Here is an 18620-nt window from a genome sequence, read left to right as displayed (position 1 = left end):
GTAATCAATATTTTACAAACGAATGATTTTGAGTGTATTTACATCATCCAGCAATCTATTTGATCGGTAACAATATGCCATAGTAAGGCTAATCCAATAATTCTTGTTTTAGTGAAAAATAACATAATAAAATACCCAGTAATGGCATAGTAATTATGTAAAGGATGAAAACCAATACTACAGCGATGAGGATCAAAAACAGGATTTGCCAACAGGTGATCGAGATCGATTAACATTGCTCCTATAAAAATAATATAAACCTTTTTCCACTGTTTTGGAAAAAAACACAAAGCTATTAATAAAGGAATTATAAAATGAAAACCGTAATGTATAAGAGGTCGAATCATGAAAATACAGGCTGATTTTCCAGATAGGAAAGCGCATTGGTGCCTTCATTAAAGAGAAGGTCTAAAATAGAAAGATTAGAAATAAAACCTTGCTTATCTTCAAAAACCTGAATATAATGTTGAAAATTATATGATTTTCCTTTTTTTGCATTAACCAAATCTCTAAGGTCTATAGCTTCTGTTGGGTTTTTGGAGTATGAATTTGTTTTAGAAAAAGGAGTTTCTAGTTGTAAACAATCCATGATGACTTGCCTGCATTCATAGTTGAAATCTAGAAGAAACTCTTTTGGTTTTTTAAATAAATGTACCAGCTCGTCTTCATAATATTCAAAAAAAGGAGAAGTACGGTAGGCTGATTCTAGTGATTTCCAATGTAGTAATTGCCATTTGAAATCATTTTCTATTCGAACATCTCGGTATAATTGTCTTCTTTCTTTCCCATTGTGTTTGATCGGAATACTTAGTAGAAGTTTCCCGTTGGCTCCATAGATATACGTACGATTTCTATAGGTTTGTTTTTGATAATTGTCTTCATTTTCAAAAATAACCTTATCAGATTGGGCTATTGCTGCATAGTGTGCTATAGGTCCAAAATATGTAGGATGGAGTAGGGTGGTTTTCAATTTTACCAGTTGATTTATATTATTTGTATAGCTAAACTAAGTTTATGAAAAAACTATTTTCATAAACTTAGTTTTAGATTATAATGTTAAGCTGCTTTTTTTCTTTTTCTATATTGATTGTAAATAATCCAACCTGCTAATAGGATTAAGAAATATCTAAAATAAGAAGTTGGCTCTCCATTTCCGCCAACTGTGGTGAACATGCGTTCCCAACGTATTTTGTTAAAAAGACCTTTTGCGTTCGTATCCCAGCTAAACCATACGAATACAGGCTTACCTACAATATGATTGGCAGGGACATATCCCCATACCCGGCTATCTTCACTGTTATGGCGGTTATCTCCCATCATCCAATAATAATCTTGTTTAAAGGTGTAGCTATCGATAGGCTTTCCGTTAAGAGATATTTGTGTGCCATTGGCAGTGAGTTTATTGTCTATTCCCATTTCTGATCCCTCATACACTTCGATAATTCTTCTGTATAATGAGAAGCTTTTGAGGTCCATTTTCACAGTTTTTCCAGCTTCAGGGATATAAATTGCCCCAAAATTATCTGAGTTCCAATTTACTTTTCCATTATTAGGAAAAATACCAGGGCTTTTTTGACCTTTTGGTGTAATGTTTCGTTGTATACTTGATACATTTGGATGGTTTTTGAATCGAGTAGCTGCATCTTCGGTCATTCCGGCAGAACTAAATTGAGAATTGTTGTATCCAAATTCTTCAGGTTTTATTCTATATCGGTCGTAAAGGTTTTGAAGGTTAAAACTACTTCCTTTGGTGGTTCCAGAGTATGAAAACTGTAATTGGGCTCTATCTGGTAATTCATTCTGTTTTCCATTAATATACACAAAACCATCTACTACAGATAAAGAATCTCCAGGAATACCAACGCAACGTTTTACATAATTTGATTTTTTATCAATAGGCTTATAATAGCTTTTCTTTGATTGATCTCTAAAAAACCGTACAGTGTCTATTGGCCAACTAAATACTACAATGTCATTACGCTTTATTTTTTGAAAACCAGGAAGTCTAAAATATGGATACTGTGGTTTGCTGGTATATGATTTGGTTCGTACTACAGGAATTGTATCATGTACCATAGGAAAAGATACTGCCGTCATTGGAGTACGGGCACCATAGTGAAATTTACTAACAAACAAAAAATCTCCCACAAGTAACGTTCGCTCTAAAGAGCCAGTAGGAATAGTGTAAGGTTGCATAAAATAAGTATGCACAATAGTTGCAGCAACTACTGCAAATATAATAGAACTAACCCATTCACCTGTAGCAGTTTTTGGCTTTAGATCTCTATCCTCTATATAACTTACATCAAGCATATAGTTTACGTAATAAATATAAAACCCTAGAGTAACTACTACTACTATAGTGTCTGTTGTTGAGTTCTTACCAAAACTTCTAATTGTTTCTACCCAAATAACCGGAAGCATGATTACGTTAATTACAGGAATGAACAGTAGAATCACCCACCACCATGGTCGGTTTATGATTTTCATTAAAACTACTGCATTGTATACAGGGATAATTGCTTCCCAAGCTTTTCTGCCTGCCTTAACATATAATTTCCAAGTTCCTAGAAAGTGAATTACTTGTAGTACTAAGAAAAAAATAAACCATTCTGTGAGTATCATCTTTAAATATATTTTTTTAGTATAAGTCCCCTTTATTTATAAAGTGTTACATTTTTATAACCCTAAAACATCTTTCATGCTAAAAACTCCTGTTTTACCTTTTAGCCATTCAGCGGCTACTACAGCACCTAGGGCAAATCCATTACGATTATGAGCGGTGTGTTTAATTTCGATATCATCCACCTCAGAAGAATAAGTAACAGTATGTGTTCCTGGAACTTTATCAATTCTTTTTGCAATAATTGGGATGGTATCGCTATCACCTTGATCCAGTTGCCATTTGTTTTTGGTAGAATTTTCAATAATACCCTCTGCAAGAGTTATTGCAGTACCACTTGGAGCATCAAGTTTTTCGGTATGATGAATCTCTTCCATAGCAATGTCGTAGCCTTCTACAGGGTTGATCATCTTTGCTAATTTTTTATTTAGTTCAAAGAATAAGTTTACCCCCAAGCTATAGTTAGACGCATAGATGAAACCTCCGTTTTTTTCTTCACATAGTGCGGCAACTGCATCGTAATGATCTAACCAACCTGTTGTTCCTGATACAACAGGAACATTAGCTTTAAAACAATTCGTAATATTATTTACTGCTGCAGATGGTATACTAAAGTCAATAGCAACATCAGCCCCCGAAAGATCGTAAGTTGTATCATCTTTGTCCACCTTTAGTATAATGGTGTGTCCTCTTTCTGTCGCAATCTTTTCTATGGTTTTTCCCATTTTACCATATCCGAGTAACGCAATTTTCATATTTTGGTTAGTGTTTGATTTATAGTTTTTTATAAAAATAAGAACATTTCTTAAAAACTATAATTGAGTGATACCCCATAATTTAGCGAGGTATTAGTATTGAACTCGTTAAAATTTATTTTTGGTTTGAATGAAAGATCTTCTGTAACATTATATTGCATTAAATGTGCAGTTACATTGGCATCTACAATATTTAAGAGATAAATTCCTACAGTTACTAATAACGACAATTCTTTTTCTCTACGATAGCGTTCTTGTAATGATATTAATTGATCATTTGTAATGTTAGGAAATTCATCATCCGTAAAACCAGCTAGTCTACGTTTATAAATATCGCGAACACGATTGTAATTATCGTTATTCTGTATATAGAAATAAACTCCAGTTCCTAGTGCCGCGTATACAATGGGAACTTTCCAGTATTTTTTAGTATAAGCTTGTCCTAATCCAGGAAGAACGGCAGAATAAAATGCCGCTTTGGCAGGAGCTAAAGGCTCATACGGGCGTATTTTATTTTTTTTCTGCTTCTTCTTTTTTACAGATACTTCTTCTGTAGTGACTTTTAACTCTTCATTTTCCTGAGCAAGGACATTTTGAATAGAAAGTAATACAAAAAAAATAATATAAAAGAATTTAATCTTCACCTATAAGTTTCTTTAAACGTTCAAAATCTTCTTTAGAAGAAAAAGGTATGATGAGTTTTCCATTTCCTTTACTAGAAACCTTTACATCAATTTTTGCGCCAAAATAGTCTGAAAACTCTTTAACTCCCTTAGAAATGTGTTTTGGTAATACATTTGATGTTGAAGAAATCGCAGTAGTGGGTTTTTCTGTTTTACCATTAAGTGATCTTACGATTTGTTCTGTTTCTCGAACTGATAATGACTTCCCGATTATGGATTCATAAATATCTAGTTGCTTTTGTTGATCTTCAATATTGATGAGAGCTCGACCATGTCCCATAGATATAAAACCATCTCTCATTCCGGTTTGTACAATAGGATCAAGTTTTAATAGTCTAAGGTAATTGGCTATAGTAGATCTTTTTTTACCTACTCGGTCACTTAATTGCTCTTGAGTAAGGCTTATTTCATCTATAAGACGTTGATATGAAAGAGCGATCTCTATTGGGTCTAAATCTTGTCGTTGAATATTCTCTACCAACGCCATTGTTAATGATTCCTGATCATTAGCAATACGTATATACGCAGGGATAGATTTTAACCCAGCTAATTTTGAAGCTCGGAAACGGCGCTCTCCACTTACTAATTGATAATTATCAAAGTCTAATTTACGAACTGTAATTGGCTGTATTACTCCAATTTCTTTTATAGATGTAGCAAGTTCTCGCAACGTTTCATCATTAAAACTGGTACGAGGTTGAAATGGATTAACATCAATACTCTCCAGTTCTAATTCTATGATATTACCAACTACTTTATCAGCATTTTTATCTTCAACTGATTTTATATCATTTTCTGGATCTTTTAATAGTGCCGATAATCCTCTTCCTAATGCCTGTTTTTTGGTTGCTTTCGCCATGAATCCCTAACTGTTTTTCTTAATAATTTCGTGTGCCAAACTTAAGTAATTGCTTGCACCTTTACTAGAAGCATCATAATTAATTATACTTTCACCATAACTAGGAGCTTCACTTAATCTTATATTTCTCTGAATAATTGTTTTAAACACCATTTCATTAAAGTGTTTTTGTACTTCTTCGACTACTTGATTTGATAACCTTAATCTAGAGTCATACATAGTAAGTAGTAATCCTTCTATATCCAAATTTTGATTATGGATTTTTTGAACACTTTTTACTGTATTTAGAAGTTTACCTAATCCTTCGAGAGCAAAATATTCACATTGAATAGGAATCATAACTGAGTCTGCAGCTGTCAACGCATTTAGTGTCAACAATCCTAGAGAAGGAGCACAGTCTATAAGAATATAATCATATTGAGATTTTAAATCTTGAATTACATTCTTGAGCATATATTCTCGTTGATCTTTATCAACAAGCTCGATCTCAATTGCAACCAGATCAATATGTGCAGGTATTATATGCACATTAGGAGAACTAGTTTCCAGAACAGCCTCTTCTGGCTTTACCGTATGCTCTAGGATCTGATATGTTCCTTTTTCAATGCTTTCTACGTCTAACCCTAACCCTGAGGTGGCGTTAGCCTGTGGATCTGCATCGATAAGTAATACTTTTTTCTCTAATACACCTAGAGAAGCTGCTAAATTTACAGAGGTTGTAGTTTTACCTACTCCTCCTTTTTGATTGGCAATTGCTATTATTTTACCCATATGGGGAGATTTGGATTTGTAGCGATAAAAATACGATTTATTATATATTATAAAAATGAAAAATGTTAACAGTGCATATAAAAAAGACCATCCCCCTTTGAGGATGGTCTACTGTCCTTGTCTAATTGTTAATAAAAAGTTATTAACTCAAGGTTTTTGATGTTTTACTAGAGGTCAAAACTGTATCCTAACTTAAGGGCAAAAGTATTGCTGGGATAGGATGCTCCGAAAAAATTAAGAAAATCCCCAACTCTTTCATAGCCAAACCTAGCAGTTAGGTCATTTTTGTTAGTAATTTTATAGTTAAAACCTAATTCTAGGGCGAATCCAGAGGTGGATCTTTGCATTTCTACACCAAAATCGGCATACAAAGCACTTTGAGTACCATCAGAATTAATTCTAGAATAAGCATCAAATGGATCTGAGTTTATTATTATACTATTTATATAATATACTCCTAAATTAGAGCTGATTTTTTTCTTGGATTTATTAAAATTATAAATGCCTCCAAATCTTAAGTTTATAGTTTTGAGGTCAATTTTTGTGGTTCTAAAATTTCCTATTAAAACCTCAAAGTTTCTATAGTATGGTGCTTCAGTTTTTATTTAATTATAAGAGGCTCCAATGGATAGAGAAACTGCAGAGGATAATGCTGTTGGAGTATAAAGGTAATGAATTCCGAAACCAGGATTTATTGAGTTATCAAAATCCGAACCTCTTAAAGAAGTTCCTCTTGTTTTTATTTTAGAAGAATATAAACCAGCTTCGATAATTATTTTGTGAAGGTTTTTTCTGTTCAATCTTTCGGACTCAAAAGTTATTTCGCCAGTACAGTTGTTATATTGAATAAATGCTTTTGATAAATCAGATTGTGTAAGTCTTAATTTTTCAATTTTTGATTTTAAGGTCTCACAATCGTTAAACTCAAGGCTTAATATACCAATGTATCTTTTTATATAGTAGTTTTTAGTTTGAGAGTTTTTCTCTCTTCTTGTTATAATATCTAGCTCTTTTAATCCAGATTTATCTGATTTAAGGAAGTAACGTTTTTTATTAGTGTTAGTGTCAAGAAAAAGTAAATTTGCTTTTCCTTCGACAAGAACTTCAAGAAAATAGGAGGTGCTGTTTGCGATCTCAGTAGTGATCTTTTTTTCAGTGTTATTAGTAGAATAGGTCTCTTTATATTGGTAGGTTTCTATATTTTCTGAAATAATTTTTTTGTTCAAATTTTCAAAAGTATAGCTCGTTACTGTGTTTGGAGTTAGTTTTATTGGGGTGTCGTTTAGGTTTCTTTTAAATAAAACAACTGTTTTACTTTTGTTATAATATTCGATAAACCCTTTTTTGGTATTACCGTTTTTGTAATGTACTGTTCCGGGTTCATATTTGTCTTGTGCAAAAAGAAATGAGTTCACTAGAAAAAGTAGGATGAGTGCAATCTTGTTATTCATTAGGTATATATTTTTAAATGTTTAATGTAAATGTCATCACATAGGAGAATGTTACCTCAATTATCAATAAATCTGTGTTTATTTTTAGGATTGAACATGAGGTTGGTTGCGTAAGAAGTTTTATTTGACTTTAGTTTTGTTATTCAAATGTCTTAACAACAAGTGTTTGTATGAATGATAAATGTCATTCTGATATCAGAATGACATTTGTTATAATTTTATAATAATAGAAGTTTATTTACCTTTTTTAGCCCTTATCATTGCTTCAAGTTGATCCCACATTGCTTCTGGGATTTGTTCTAAAAGGTTAAATTGCCCTGCACCTTTTAGCCATTCTCCTCCATCTAGTGTAACGACTTCTCCATTTACATAGGCAGAAAAATCAGAAACCAGATAAGCGGCGAGATTAGCAAGCTCTTGGTGATCTCCTACACGAGCTAAAGGTACTTGTTTGGCCATGTCGATTTTATCTTTTAAATCACCTGGTAGCAGACGATCCCATGCTCCTTTGGTAGGAAAAGGACCCGGTGCGATAGCATTAAATCGCATTCCATATTTTGCCCATTCTACGGCCAAGGATCTTGTCATAGCTAAAACACCTGCTTTTGCTGTTGCACTTGGTACGACATATGCAGAACCTGTCCAGGCATATGTTGTTACAATATTTAAAACGGTGGTGTTTTTATATTCTTTTTCAATCCAATACTTACCAAAAGCAAGTGTACAGTTTTTGGTTCCTTTCAGCACAATATCAATAATTATATCAAAAGCACGATGAGATAAACGTTCTGTTGGAGAAATAAAGTTTCCTGCTGCGTTGTTAAGTAGCACATCTACTGATCCAAAAGAATCGAGAACTGTATCTCTCATTGCTTCGACCTGATCATATTCTCTAACATCGCATTGAACGGGTAGGCAAGTGCCTCCTGTTTCTGCTTCCAGCTCTTTGGCTGTGTTTTGTAGTTTTTCTAGGTTGCGAGAAGTGATAGCAACATTGGCTCCAAGTTCTAAGAAATATCTGGTCATAGATTTACCTAGTCCGCTACCTCCGCCTGTAACGACGATATTTTTTCCTTTTAGCGCTCCATCTCGAAGCATTTTGGCTGTATAATTCATATGTATTATATATCGATAGTTTGCTAAGGTAATAAAAAAACTATGCGTGCATAGTTTTTTTATTACCTATTCGAATGTTGAGATTAATATCTCTAATATTGTAATAGCTGCATCGCTAATTTTTGTCCCAGGACCAAATATTGCTACAGCTCCTGCTTTAAAAAGAAAATCATAATCATCTGGGGGGATAACACCTCCTACTATAACCATAATATCTTCACGTCCATATTTTGTGAGTTCTTCAATGATTTGAGGAACTAGTGTTTTATGCCCACCGGCAAGAGAAGATACTCCTATAATATGTACATCATTTTCTACAGCTTGTTTTGCTGCTTCAATAGGGGTTTGAAACAAAGGACCAATATCTACATCAAAACCAATATCGGCATAACTAGTTGCAACAACTTTTGCCCCGCGATCATGACCATCTTGTCCCATTTTGGCAATCATAATTCTTGGTCTTCGACCTTCTAATTCTGCATATTGATCTGCTAGTTCTCTTGCTTTATTAAAGGACTCATCATTTTTTATTTCTTTAGCATACACTCCAGTAAACGATTTTATTTCAGCTTTAAATCTTCCAAATTCTTTTTCTAACGCATTACTAATTTCTCCTAGAGTAGCTCTAAGTTTTGCTGCTTCTACTGCTAAAGCTAATAAATTTTGATCACCATTGGTAGCCGCAATGGTTAAATTTTGTAAAGCTTCTTGCACAGCTTCCTCATTTCTTGAAGCTTTTACCTTCTTAAGTCCTTCTATTTGTTGGATTCTTACGGCTTGATTATCTACTTTGAGAGTATTTATAGCCTCTTCTTCTTCTAATTTGTATTTGTTGACACCAATAATTACATCCTGTTCACTATCAATTCTGGCCTGCTTTCGAGCAGCCGCTTCTTCAATTCTCATTTTCGGGATACCTGCTTCAATTGCTTTCGTCATTCCTCCAAGTTCTTCTACCTCTTTCATCAATTTCCATGCTTTTTCAGCAATATCATTGGTTAAAGACTCTACATAGTAACTTCCTGCCCAAGGATCAACCGTTCGAGTGATTTGGGTTTCTTCTTGCAGGTATATTTGTGTATTTCTAGCGATTCTTGCAGAAAAATCTGTTGGTAATGCAATTGCTTCGTCAAGAGCATTAGTATGTAAACTTTGTGTGCCTCCAAAGGCAGCAGCGCTTGCCTCTATACAAGTACGTGCAACATTATTAAAGGGATCCTGTGCAGTAAGACTCCATCCACTGGTTTGGCAGTGGGTACGAAGCATTAAAGACTTTGGGTTTTTAGGATTAAATTGTTTAATTAATTTTGCCCATAACATACGTGCAGCTCGCATTTTGGCAATTTCCATAAAATGATTCATTCCGATTGCCCAAAAGAAAGAGAGGCGTGGAGCAAACGAGTCAATATCCATACCAGCTTCTATTCCTTTTCTAATGTATTCTAGACCATCAGCTAGGGTGTATGCTAATTCTATGTCGCAAGTAGCTCCTGCTTCCTGCATATGGTATCCGGATATACTTATAGGGTTAAATTTTGGCATATTCTTAGAGCAATACTTAAAAATATCCCCGATGATACGCATCGAAGGAGCAGGGGGGTAAACATAAGTATTACGCACCATAAACTCTTTCAGGATATCATTTTGAATGGTTCCAGAAAGTAATTTTTTGTCGACACCTTGCTCTTCTGCGGCTACAATGTAAAATGCCATTATAGGTAACACGGCGCCGTTCATAGTCATAGAAACAGACATCTTATCCAATGGGATTTGATCGAATAGAACCTTCATGTCTTCTACCGTATCAATTGCCACTCCAGCCATACCAACATCACCAAATACGCGTTCATGATCACTGTCATACCCTCTATGTGTCGCAAGGTCAAATGCAACGGATAATCCTTTTTGTCCCGCAGCCAGGTTTCTGCGATAAAAAGCATTACTTTCTTCTGCAGTAGAAAACCCAGCATATTGTCTTATTGTCCAAGGTCTGCGAACGTACATTGTAGAGTACGGACCTCGTAAATATGGTGGTAATCCAGCAGAAAAGTCTAGATGATCTACATCTTCTATATCATTTTTGTCGTAAGAAGATTTGATGTCTATTCCTTCTGAAGTGGTAAATGTTGAAATATTTTGCTGTCCCGAAGATGTAGCTTTTTTTGGTAACTGTATATGATGTATATCTTTTCTATTCATTACTCCAAGCCTTGTTTTTGGAAATGATAAATTAACAAGGCTATAAAATTAAGGTTTTAAAAATGATTTTTATTGAAAAAAACTAGTTAGAGTTCAAGTTTTTTAGAGAAAAGTGTAAAAAAAATCACTTAAAAGCTTTTTCAATAACCATCAAGATAGAAAAATAGATGTCAAAGGCTATAAAATTTTTTACTTCTATAGCACAGAATTCTTTATCAGGAATATAGTATATTCTTTGAGAAATTAGAGAAGTGCTAACATTTCCATCTTTTTCTAAGGTTGAGATAATTTCTTTAAAGTCATCACTGTCACTTGTGTTTTTAAGACATTGAATAAACCCACCTCTGTAATTAAATATCAAAATTTCTTCTTCATTTTTTTTGTGAGTAGCAGAAGGAGATGATTTTTTTATAGCTTCTTGATTTTCATATTCGCTTAATTTGATCCATAGAGAATTTTTGTTATCCGCTATTTTTTTAAACTCACGAGCTAATTGAATAGAATTACTAGAAGGAAGTTTTTTTAGGTCAATTGATAAACTAGCCACTTCGGCTAAGAAAGTTCGGTAAGTTTTTATAGAATCGTTACCAAATTTATAATAGCTAAATAGGTCATTTTCAAAAGAATCGTACGCTTTCTTGATAATACCTGTTTCATCAATGTTAAAACAATGACTACCAAATTGTGAATGTACAACCTGCAAACAGAATAATAAATACACAGCTATGACTCTAGATCTAATCTTAAGGGGCATTGATTTAGATTTAGTAATGTTAATGTATAGGCTAAATTTATAAAATTTAGCAGGGAAGTTAACAATAAGTTAGCAGATATTAACGTTTTATTGTGTTTTTTTAAGTATATATCCGCAGAGTGACTTGAATTTACTACTCTAAGAAGGTATAGATACTTTAGGTTTTTTGTAGAATTGAGGAATCAGGTTTAATGATATTTTCGATATTGGTATTAAATTTACCCGAATGCTTTTTCTATAACTAATAGTATAGAGAAATATATATCATAGGCTATAAAGCTTTTTACCTCATGTGTATTAAATTCTTCTGTTGGTAAATCGTGTAATCTTTGAGCAATTAGTGATGGACTTACATTACCGTCATATTCTAAAGTTTCTATAATGTCCTTAAACCCTTCACTGGTACTATTATTTTTAAGACACTGAATAAATCCACCACGATAATTAAATGTCATAACTGCTTCTCCACCTTGTTTGTTTTCTTTGGGTCCAGAGGCATCTCTTGAAGCTTCCATCTCATCATCATATTGACTTAATAAAACCCAAAGTGAATTTCTGTCTGTAGCATTCTTTTTGAATACACGTGCTAATTCTATGGAGTTACTTGAAGGTAGTTTTCTTAAGTTTATAGATAAACTATATACTTCGGATAAAAATGTTCGATATGTTTTGATTGTGTCATTATCGAACTTATAATGATTGAATAAATCTGTTTCGAAAGAATCAAATGACTTTTTTAATAGTCCTAGATTGTCAATTTGAAGACAGTCAAAATTTTGTTCGAAGGTTTGAGTATGACCAATAGAGCTAATAAATAGAACTAAAAAATACAGCAAAACCTTATGTTTAATCTTAAGGGGCATAGATTAAAAATTAGTTAAAAAATGTGTATTACTTTTTGTTAAGTTACAAAAAATTAACGAGTTATGCTATTTGTTTATGGTTTTTCTTTCTATTTTGTGCGGTAATCTCGTTGTTGCTATAGGCGATAATAGTGTTTTTCTTACTTTCTTTTCTGGAAATATAGGTTTTTGAAATTCAGGAATATGTTCATCAGGATTTTGATATTTATTAGAGCCTGTTAGTATTATTTCTTCTCTATCAAACAGTTCTTGTTCTTTATCAGAGCTTTCTTTTATTTTCTTTTGAATTATTCCTGATTTTAATTGCTTTAAGAAGCCACCACCTTCTTCAATATTTTTGAATAAGGCTAATGCTTTCTCAGATATTTGATTGGTTAAACTTTCGATATAATAAGATCCAGAAGCCGGATTGCTAACAAGGTCAAAGTAGCTTTCATTTTTAAGGATTAAGAGTTGATTTAAAGAAATTCTAGTTCCAAAATCATTTTCCAGATGATAGATGTCATCATAAGGAAGGTTTTGAATGGTATTTGCTCCACCTAGTATTGCACTCATACATTCTGTAGTAGTACGTAGCATATTTACGTTATAATCCAGAACAGTTTTGTTTCTATGAGAAGGATAAGCTATGATATGACATTCTGTTAGGGCTTTGTATTCTGATGAGAGAGCACTCCATAGTATTCTAAGAGCTCTTAACTTAGCAATTTCGAAAAAATAATTACCTCCAATAGCAACTCTAAATATTAAAGGTATTTTTTTAAGAGGGGTTGTTGTAGTTTCAAAATAATTTAAATATTCATTAGCATGGGCTAAACCATGGGCCAATTGTTGAACCATAGTTGCTCCTGCATTCTGATATAACCCTAAATCTATACTTACACTACTTTGAAGGTGAGAATTTTTTACAATTTGATCTAATAATGAATGATCATTCTTTAAATTATCATACCAATTACCCGTACTAGCAAGATTACCAATGATGTCAGTTAATACAAAAATATCTAAATTATGTTCTTTAGCTAGATTATCTATTATTTGGATATAATCTGCCGATAGAAATTTAGTTTCAATATAAAGAGAGGTGCTATTTGTAATATTTAGGAATAAACCTTTTGGATCTATGTGCTCATGAAGAATAACAAAATGGATACTTTCTGCTCCCTTTTTTATAGCGTTAATAGCTTTTTGATTACTAGTTAAAGTATCACTAACTTCTATTTTTAGCGAGTTTCTCCATGTAGTTGGGTGAGAAGTAGTATTGTTTATATCAACTAAATCTTCCTGATTATAGAAAGGTTTTATATCGATTCCTTCAAGAGTTTTATAAATCAAAGCTTCATTATAATCTGCACCTTTGAGATCAAATTGGATTTTTTGCTTCCATTGTTTTGAAGATACTTCCTCAAAACTATCAAATAGGGATTTAGTCATCTTTTTCGTTTTTAGGCACGCTATCTTCATATTCGATAATGTATATTTCTTCATTATCTTTCTTCATAAAATACTCTTCTCGTGCAAATTTTTCAAGTTCACTACTATCTTTAAGGATTTTAATGTCTTTTTGATCTTTGATTATTTCCTTTATGTAGTACTCCTTATTATTTTCAAGTTCTTGAATTTCCTGATCTAGTTCTCTATGAATAAGCCAAGAATTTGTATCCAAAAACAACATCCAAATTATAAATAACAATACAATAAGTACATATTTATTTAAAAATATAGCAAATATCGGAACCAGCGCCGGTTTGTTTTTAAGTTTTTGAAAATATTGCTTTAGCTTCAATCTAATAGAGAATAATATTGGCTGTAAAGGTACAAAAGTTAATTCAAGCGTTCTTTGATAATTGTACGTACAATATCAACAGCTACATTATTGTAGTTGTTGTTTGGTATAATAAGATCGGCAAATTCTTTAGTAGGATCAATGAACTGTTGGTGCATAGGTTTTAGAGTACTTTGGTATCTATCCAAAACCTCGTCCATATCACGTCCTCGTTCGGCAATATCTCTTTTTAATCTGCGGATCAATCGTTCATCACTATCGGTTTGTACATATATTTTAATATCAAACATATCTCTGATTTTGGAATTAGTAAGAATTAAAATTCCTTCTACTATGATTACTTTACTTGGTGCCGTAGTAATGGTTCGATTCGTACGGTTATGTTCTACAAAAGAATATACGGGTTGCTCAATTGTTTTTCCTTTTCTAAGATCACGTAAATGTTCTCCTAATAAGTCAAAATCTATGGATTGAGGGTGGTCAAAATTTATCTTAACTCTTTCATCATAGCTAAGATGGCTTGTGTCTTTGTAGTATGAATCTTGCGAAATGACACACACTTCATTTTCTGGTAATTCGTTTATAATATGATTGACAACAGTAGTTTTACCGCAACCTGTTCCTCCTGCGATACCGATAATTAGCATTCCTGATTATTTTTGGCAAATTTAAAGATTGTTTTCGAGTATTTATCAAGTTGAGGATATGAGTTTTTTGAGTTGTTGATAATCAATGTTTCAAGTTTACGTATTGATGGGATTTTCAGTTTTTCGTATCATTAAAAAACATTACCGAGGTAAATACAATACACCAGAAGAAGAATCTTTCTTAGCTCCCGTAACCGATTGTAGGCAATTTATTTCATTTCGCTCTCTTAATACTCCCATAAAAGCAAAGATAAGTGCTTCTTTAAAGTCAATAATATCTTCTGAAGGAATGACAATAGTAGCCATAGTATCTAGCTTTTGTTGTAATACTTTAATAAGAAAATGATTCTTTGCACCGCCGCCTGTAATCAATAATGAGCCACCTCTATTTTCTATCAGTGAAATTGTACGGGTAATTTGCTCTGCAATATGATGAACAGCAGTGTGTAAAAGATTTTTTGGTGAGTCCGGCGTATTATCAATAATAGGAATTACTTTTTGTGCAAACCATTCATATCCCAAAGACTTAGGAAACGGAAGATTGTAATACTCTAAATCATTGAGAGAGTTTAGTAATCTAGTATTTAATTCTCCTGTTTTGGCAATTTCTCCGCCTTTATCATAAGCTTTGTCAATAGTTGTACAGATGTAATTGAGTAACATATTAGCTGGAGAAATATCATATGCAACTCTTTTTTTGTTAGTACTATTAAAAGAAATATTGCTTATCCCACCTAGATTAAGACAAAAATCATACTTCTCAAATAACAATTGATCCCCAATAGGAACAAGCGGGGCGCCTTGCCCTCCCAAAGCAACATCATTTGTCCTAAAATCGCAGATCACTTTTTGCTTACAGGTATTAGCGATATGCTGTCCTGATCCTATCTGATATGTTAGTCCAATCTCTGGTTGATGAAAAACAGTATGACCATGACTAGCAATAAAATCTACTTCAATATTATTTTGAAGCATAAAACCTTTGATCTGCTCACCTAACCAAATCCCGTACTTGTTATGAAAAGCTAATAATTCTGTAGCGTTTAGGTGAATAGTGTTTTTTAATTTTTCTTTAAAAGCAATGTCATAATCAACGTTAGCCTTGTTTAGTATAGAGAATGACCAAGTATCATTTTGTTTCTCAAAATAGCAATTAACAATATCCAAACCATCTAGAGAAGTACCAGACATTAAACCTATAACTGTATATTGATTTTTCATTGATTTTATTTTGAGAGTTGGACTGGCGGTTTTCCGATAGCTTGGCGTTGTCCAAGAAAATGCTGTGCGGCTACTTGTTGATAAGAATCAAAATCTTGATATGCGAGCACTATATTATTTATATTTTCGGTTTTAAATACTCGTAAAGCATATGGATTTCCGAATAGGTATAGTACTATGTTTTTTGTTTTACTTAACTCGGTTATCACATTTATTATTTCTGGATCAATACCAAATTGATTCTTTGGTTTTATAGAAGACGGGAACAAAGCAATAATAATATTAGTGCAGGAAACCGTATCTAAAATTTCCCGAGTATAACATAAAACATTAAATGATCTTGACTGTTTAATTTCTTTAAAAAACTGACAATCTTCTTTTTTTCCGATAGAAATGGCTTCAAAATTCTCATGATTAAATTTTTTAAAGCTTTCTTTGTTTGATTTGTAGAGAGTTATGGAAGCTTTGGCTATATTAAAATTAAGTGTTTTTGCTTTTTTAGGACCAAAATCACGGCTCATTGTTTTTTGTTTAAACGCTTTTTCTTTCAGTTTTTGGATTCTTATAAAGCTTTCTTCAATTTGTAAATCTGTAGCATGTTTTTCTATAGTACGAATACCTGCTTCTACATTTTCGGCAAAGCATAAAATGTCATTCCCAGCATCAAATGCCTTCCATTCTAACATTCCTTTTTCTGGATATAGTTTAGATACACTATGCATATTAAGAGCATCCGAAATAACAACTCCTTTAAATCCCATTTCTTTTCTGAGTACATCTTTTATAATCTCTTTTGATAAAGTAGCTGATATGTTTTTACCTTTTGTTAATGACGGAACTGCTAAATGCCCGATGAGAATACTATCAATTCCTGATGCTATTGCTTTAATAAATGGATATAATTCTTGAGCATATAATTCTTGTTTTGACTTAGTAATTACAGGAAGTCCGAGATGCGAGTCTACTTCGGTATCCCCATGTCCAGGGAAATGCTTAAAGCAGCCTAAAACCCCTGAGTCTTGGAGCCCATTATAAAGAGCAAGAGCCTTATGGGTTACCTGTTCTTTTTTTTCACCAAAAGAACGATAACCAATAACGGGATTATTAGGATTAACATTGATATCTGCTACTGGAGCCAAATTAAGATGAATACCAATAGACGCAAGATCGTTTCCTATATATTTACCTACTTCAAAAATTAGTTTTGTTTGGTCTTTGGGTAATGCTCCCAATGTGATTGCATAAGGATATTGGGGCGCGTTTTCAACTCGCATGGCTAAACCCCATTCGGCATCAATACTGATTAAGAGAGGGGAGGAGGTAATACTTTGATAATGTGTAATAAGCTCGGAAAGTCGCTTGGCGCTGTCTTCATTTCTAATTACTTTTTTCTTTCCTTCAAAATTTGTTGCCGCACTAGCTCTACTATGAAAAAAAGTAAGCCCTCCAATTTTATGGTCTAGGATTAGCTTTTCGATTTCTTTAATTTCTTGATCTGTGTCATTTATAAACGCTGCTGGAAAGAAAAACTGACCGATTTTTTCGATTTTAGAAAGGGTAGGGGTATTCATTTTTTGAGCAATTTTCTCCATTGTTATTGATCTTTATCTTTATCCTTCTTTCCATAAGTAACAGGATATTGTATATATTGGGTAAGGATAATCCCAGGAATTGCAGCAATGGCTACCCAGATAAAAAATCCAGTATACCCAATGGCTTCTTGGATAAACCCGCTTATCATTCCTGGTAGCATCATACCTAGCGCCATAAATCCTGTTGCGATGGCATAGTGCGATGTTTTAGAAACTCCCTCTGCTACATAAATTAAAAACATGAGGTAGGCCGCAAAACCAAACCCGTATCCAAATTGTTCTATTATAACCACTAATGTAGCAAATATAACAGATGAGGGTTGCCAGAAAGCTAATAGAACATACAATATATTAGGAAGATTTAGGGCTAGAATCATTGGAAGCATCCATTTTTTTAATCCGTGCATAGAAATTACGATACCTCCTAAGACACCTCCAATGGTTAAAGCGATAATACCAAATGTACCATAAATAGTTCCTACTTCGGCGGTTGATAAGGCTAACCCTCCTGCTTTAGTTTGATCTAATAAAAAAGGAGAAGCCATTTTTACCAATTGGGATTCTCCTAAGCGATAAAGAAGAATAAAAGCGAGTACAATACCAATTTGTTTCTTTTGAAAGAAGGTTTTAAAAATATCAAAAAAACGTACTGTGTTTTTATCATAAGTAGTTGTTTGGTTTTCTACTTTTGGAGTAGTAAAGAGGTTGATTATTGTTAATATAATCATGAATATTGCAGTAATAATCATGGTATATGACCAGGCTTTTTGGTTATTACCATAATGCTCTTCTAGGAACCCTGCAAGTACCACAATTAATCCTTGACCAGTCACCATTGCAAGTCGATAAAAGGTACTTCGCACTCCCAAAAAAAGGGATTGCTTTTTTTGAGTAAGACCAATTAAATAAAATCCGTCAGAGGCAATGTCATTTGTAGCTGATGCGAAGGCAGCGATCCAAAAAAAAGAAAGACTGAGAACAAAAAAATTATTAGTAGGAATTACTAGACCAACAACCAAAAATGCAATTGAGATAAGGAGTTGCATTCCTAAAAACCAATTACGTTTGGTACTCTTTATATCAACAAAAGGACTCCATAATGGTTTTACTACCCATGGAAGGTATAACCAGCTAGTATATAACCCAATATCAGCATTGCTAATTCCTAGTTTTTTATACATAATCACAGAAACGGTAATAATGATGATATACGGTAAACCTTCAGTGAAATATAAGGAGGGAACCCAGGCCCAAGCGTTTTTGTCTTTATTAGATACTGCCATGAAGTGTTTTTATGGAA

Annotated in this window: 18 protein-coding genes; all 18 read right to left on the bottom strand. The window is 33.1% G+C overall.

All coding sequences use genetic code 11. From position 1 onward, the window contains the following. Positions 1-38 precede the first annotated feature (38 nt). Complete coding sequence (locus C1X07_RS11940) at positions 39-347, bottom strand: DUF6122 family protein (protein WP_103070245.1); 309 nt, start codon at positions 345-347, stop codon at positions 39-41. Next, positions 344-970 (bottom strand): WbqC family protein, encoded by a 627-nt coding sequence (locus tag C1X07_RS11935; RefSeq protein WP_103070244.1) that lies wholly within the window; start codon positions 968-970, stop codon positions 344-346. Before C1X07_RS11935 ends, C1X07_RS11940 begins: the two co-directional genes overlap by 4 nt. Before the next feature lie 86 nt (positions 971-1056). Further along, a complete protein-coding gene (gene lepB / locus C1X07_RS11930) occupies positions 1057-2625 on the bottom strand; it encodes a signal peptidase I (protein WP_103070243.1) in 1569 nt (522 codons plus the stop codon). A 54-nt stretch (positions 2626-2679) separates the two neighbouring features. After that, the gene (gene dapB, locus C1X07_RS11925) at positions 2680-3378 is read right to left on the bottom strand and encodes a 4-hydroxy-tetrahydrodipicolinate reductase (RefSeq protein ID WP_103070242.1); all 699 of its coding nucleotides are present in this window, start codon (positions 3376-3378) and stop codon (positions 2680-2682) included. 50 nt (positions 3379-3428) lie between these two features. After that, the gene (locus C1X07_RS11920; RefSeq protein ID WP_317046079.1) at positions 3429-4022 is read right to left on the bottom strand and encodes a DUF5683 domain-containing protein; all 594 of its coding nucleotides are present in this window, start codon (positions 4020-4022) and stop codon (positions 3429-3431) included. Next, positions 4012-4920, bottom strand: coding sequence for a ParB/RepB/Spo0J family partition protein (locus C1X07_RS11915; RefSeq protein ID WP_103070241.1), 909 nt, complete (start codon positions 4918-4920; stop codon positions 4012-4014). The genes C1X07_RS11920 and C1X07_RS11915 overlap by 11 nt, the downstream gene beginning before the upstream one ends. Before the next feature lie 6 nt (positions 4921-4926). Then, complete coding sequence (locus C1X07_RS11910) at positions 4927-5691, bottom strand: ParA family protein (protein WP_103070240.1); 765 nt, start codon at positions 5689-5691, stop codon at positions 4927-4929. Positions 5692-6296: 605 nt separating this feature from the next. Further along, entirely contained in the window at positions 6297-7142 is an 846-nt protein-coding gene (locus C1X07_RS11900; protein ID WP_103070238.1) for a CS1 type fimbrial major subunit, read from the bottom strand. A 234-nt stretch (positions 7143-7376) separates the two neighbouring features. Then, a complete protein-coding gene (locus C1X07_RS11895) occupies positions 7377-8258 on the bottom strand; it encodes an SDR family oxidoreductase (protein WP_103070237.1) in 882 nt (293 codons plus the stop codon). A gap of 66 nt (positions 8259-8324) precedes the next feature. Then, positions 8325-10457, bottom strand: coding sequence for a methylmalonyl-CoA mutase (gene scpA, locus C1X07_RS11890; protein ID WP_103070236.1), 2133 nt, complete (start codon positions 10455-10457; stop codon positions 8325-8327). A 124-nt stretch (positions 10458-10581) separates the two neighbouring features. Next, on the bottom strand, positions 10582-11211 hold the full coding sequence (locus tag C1X07_RS11885) for a hypothetical protein (RefSeq protein WP_103070235.1): 630 nt from the start codon (positions 11209-11211) through the stop codon (positions 10582-10584). Positions 11212-11429: 218 nt separating this feature from the next. After that, positions 11430-12047 carry a hypothetical protein gene (locus C1X07_RS11880; protein ID WP_128755259.1) on the bottom strand — a complete coding sequence of 206 codons (618 nt, stop codon included), beginning with the start codon at positions 12045-12047 and terminating at the stop codon, positions 11430-11432. 93 nt (positions 12048-12140) lie between these two features. Then, a complete protein-coding gene (locus C1X07_RS11875; RefSeq protein ID WP_103070233.1) occupies positions 12141-13508 on the bottom strand; it encodes a methylmalonyl-CoA mutase subunit beta in 1368 nt (455 codons plus the stop codon). Next, on the bottom strand, positions 13501-13767 hold the full coding sequence (locus tag C1X07_RS11870; protein WP_262494914.1) for an FtsB family cell division protein: 267 nt from the start codon (positions 13765-13767) through the stop codon (positions 13501-13503). The genes C1X07_RS11875 and C1X07_RS11870 overlap by 8 nt, the downstream gene beginning before the upstream one ends. A gap of 131 nt (positions 13768-13898) precedes the next feature. After that, positions 13899-14507 (bottom strand): uridine kinase, encoded by a 609-nt coding sequence (gene udk / locus C1X07_RS11865; RefSeq protein ID WP_103070232.1) that lies wholly within the window; start codon positions 14505-14507, stop codon positions 13899-13901. Positions 14508-14648: 141 nt separating this feature from the next. Beyond that, a complete protein-coding gene (locus C1X07_RS11860) occupies positions 14649-15728 on the bottom strand; it encodes an anhydro-N-acetylmuramic acid kinase (protein WP_103070231.1) in 1080 nt (359 codons plus the stop codon). Positions 15729-15733: 5 nt separating this feature from the next. Beyond that, entirely contained in the window at positions 15734-17320 is a 1587-nt protein-coding gene (locus C1X07_RS11855; RefSeq protein WP_103070230.1) for a glycoside hydrolase family 3 protein, read from the bottom strand. Between the two features lie 2 nt (positions 17321-17322). Further along, entirely contained in the window at positions 17323-18603 is a 1281-nt protein-coding gene (locus tag C1X07_RS11850) for an MFS transporter (protein WP_103070229.1), read from the bottom strand. Positions 18604-18620: the final 17 nt, after the last annotated feature.

It is taken from the genome of Aquimarina sediminis, from assembly GCF_002895435.1.
Taxonomy (GTDB): Bacteria; Bacteroidota; Bacteroidia; order Flavobacteriales; family Flavobacteriaceae; genus Aquimarina; species Aquimarina sediminis.
The sequence above is the reverse complement of the archived record's forward strand: the minus strand, read 5'-3'. Positions and strand labels throughout refer to the sequence as shown.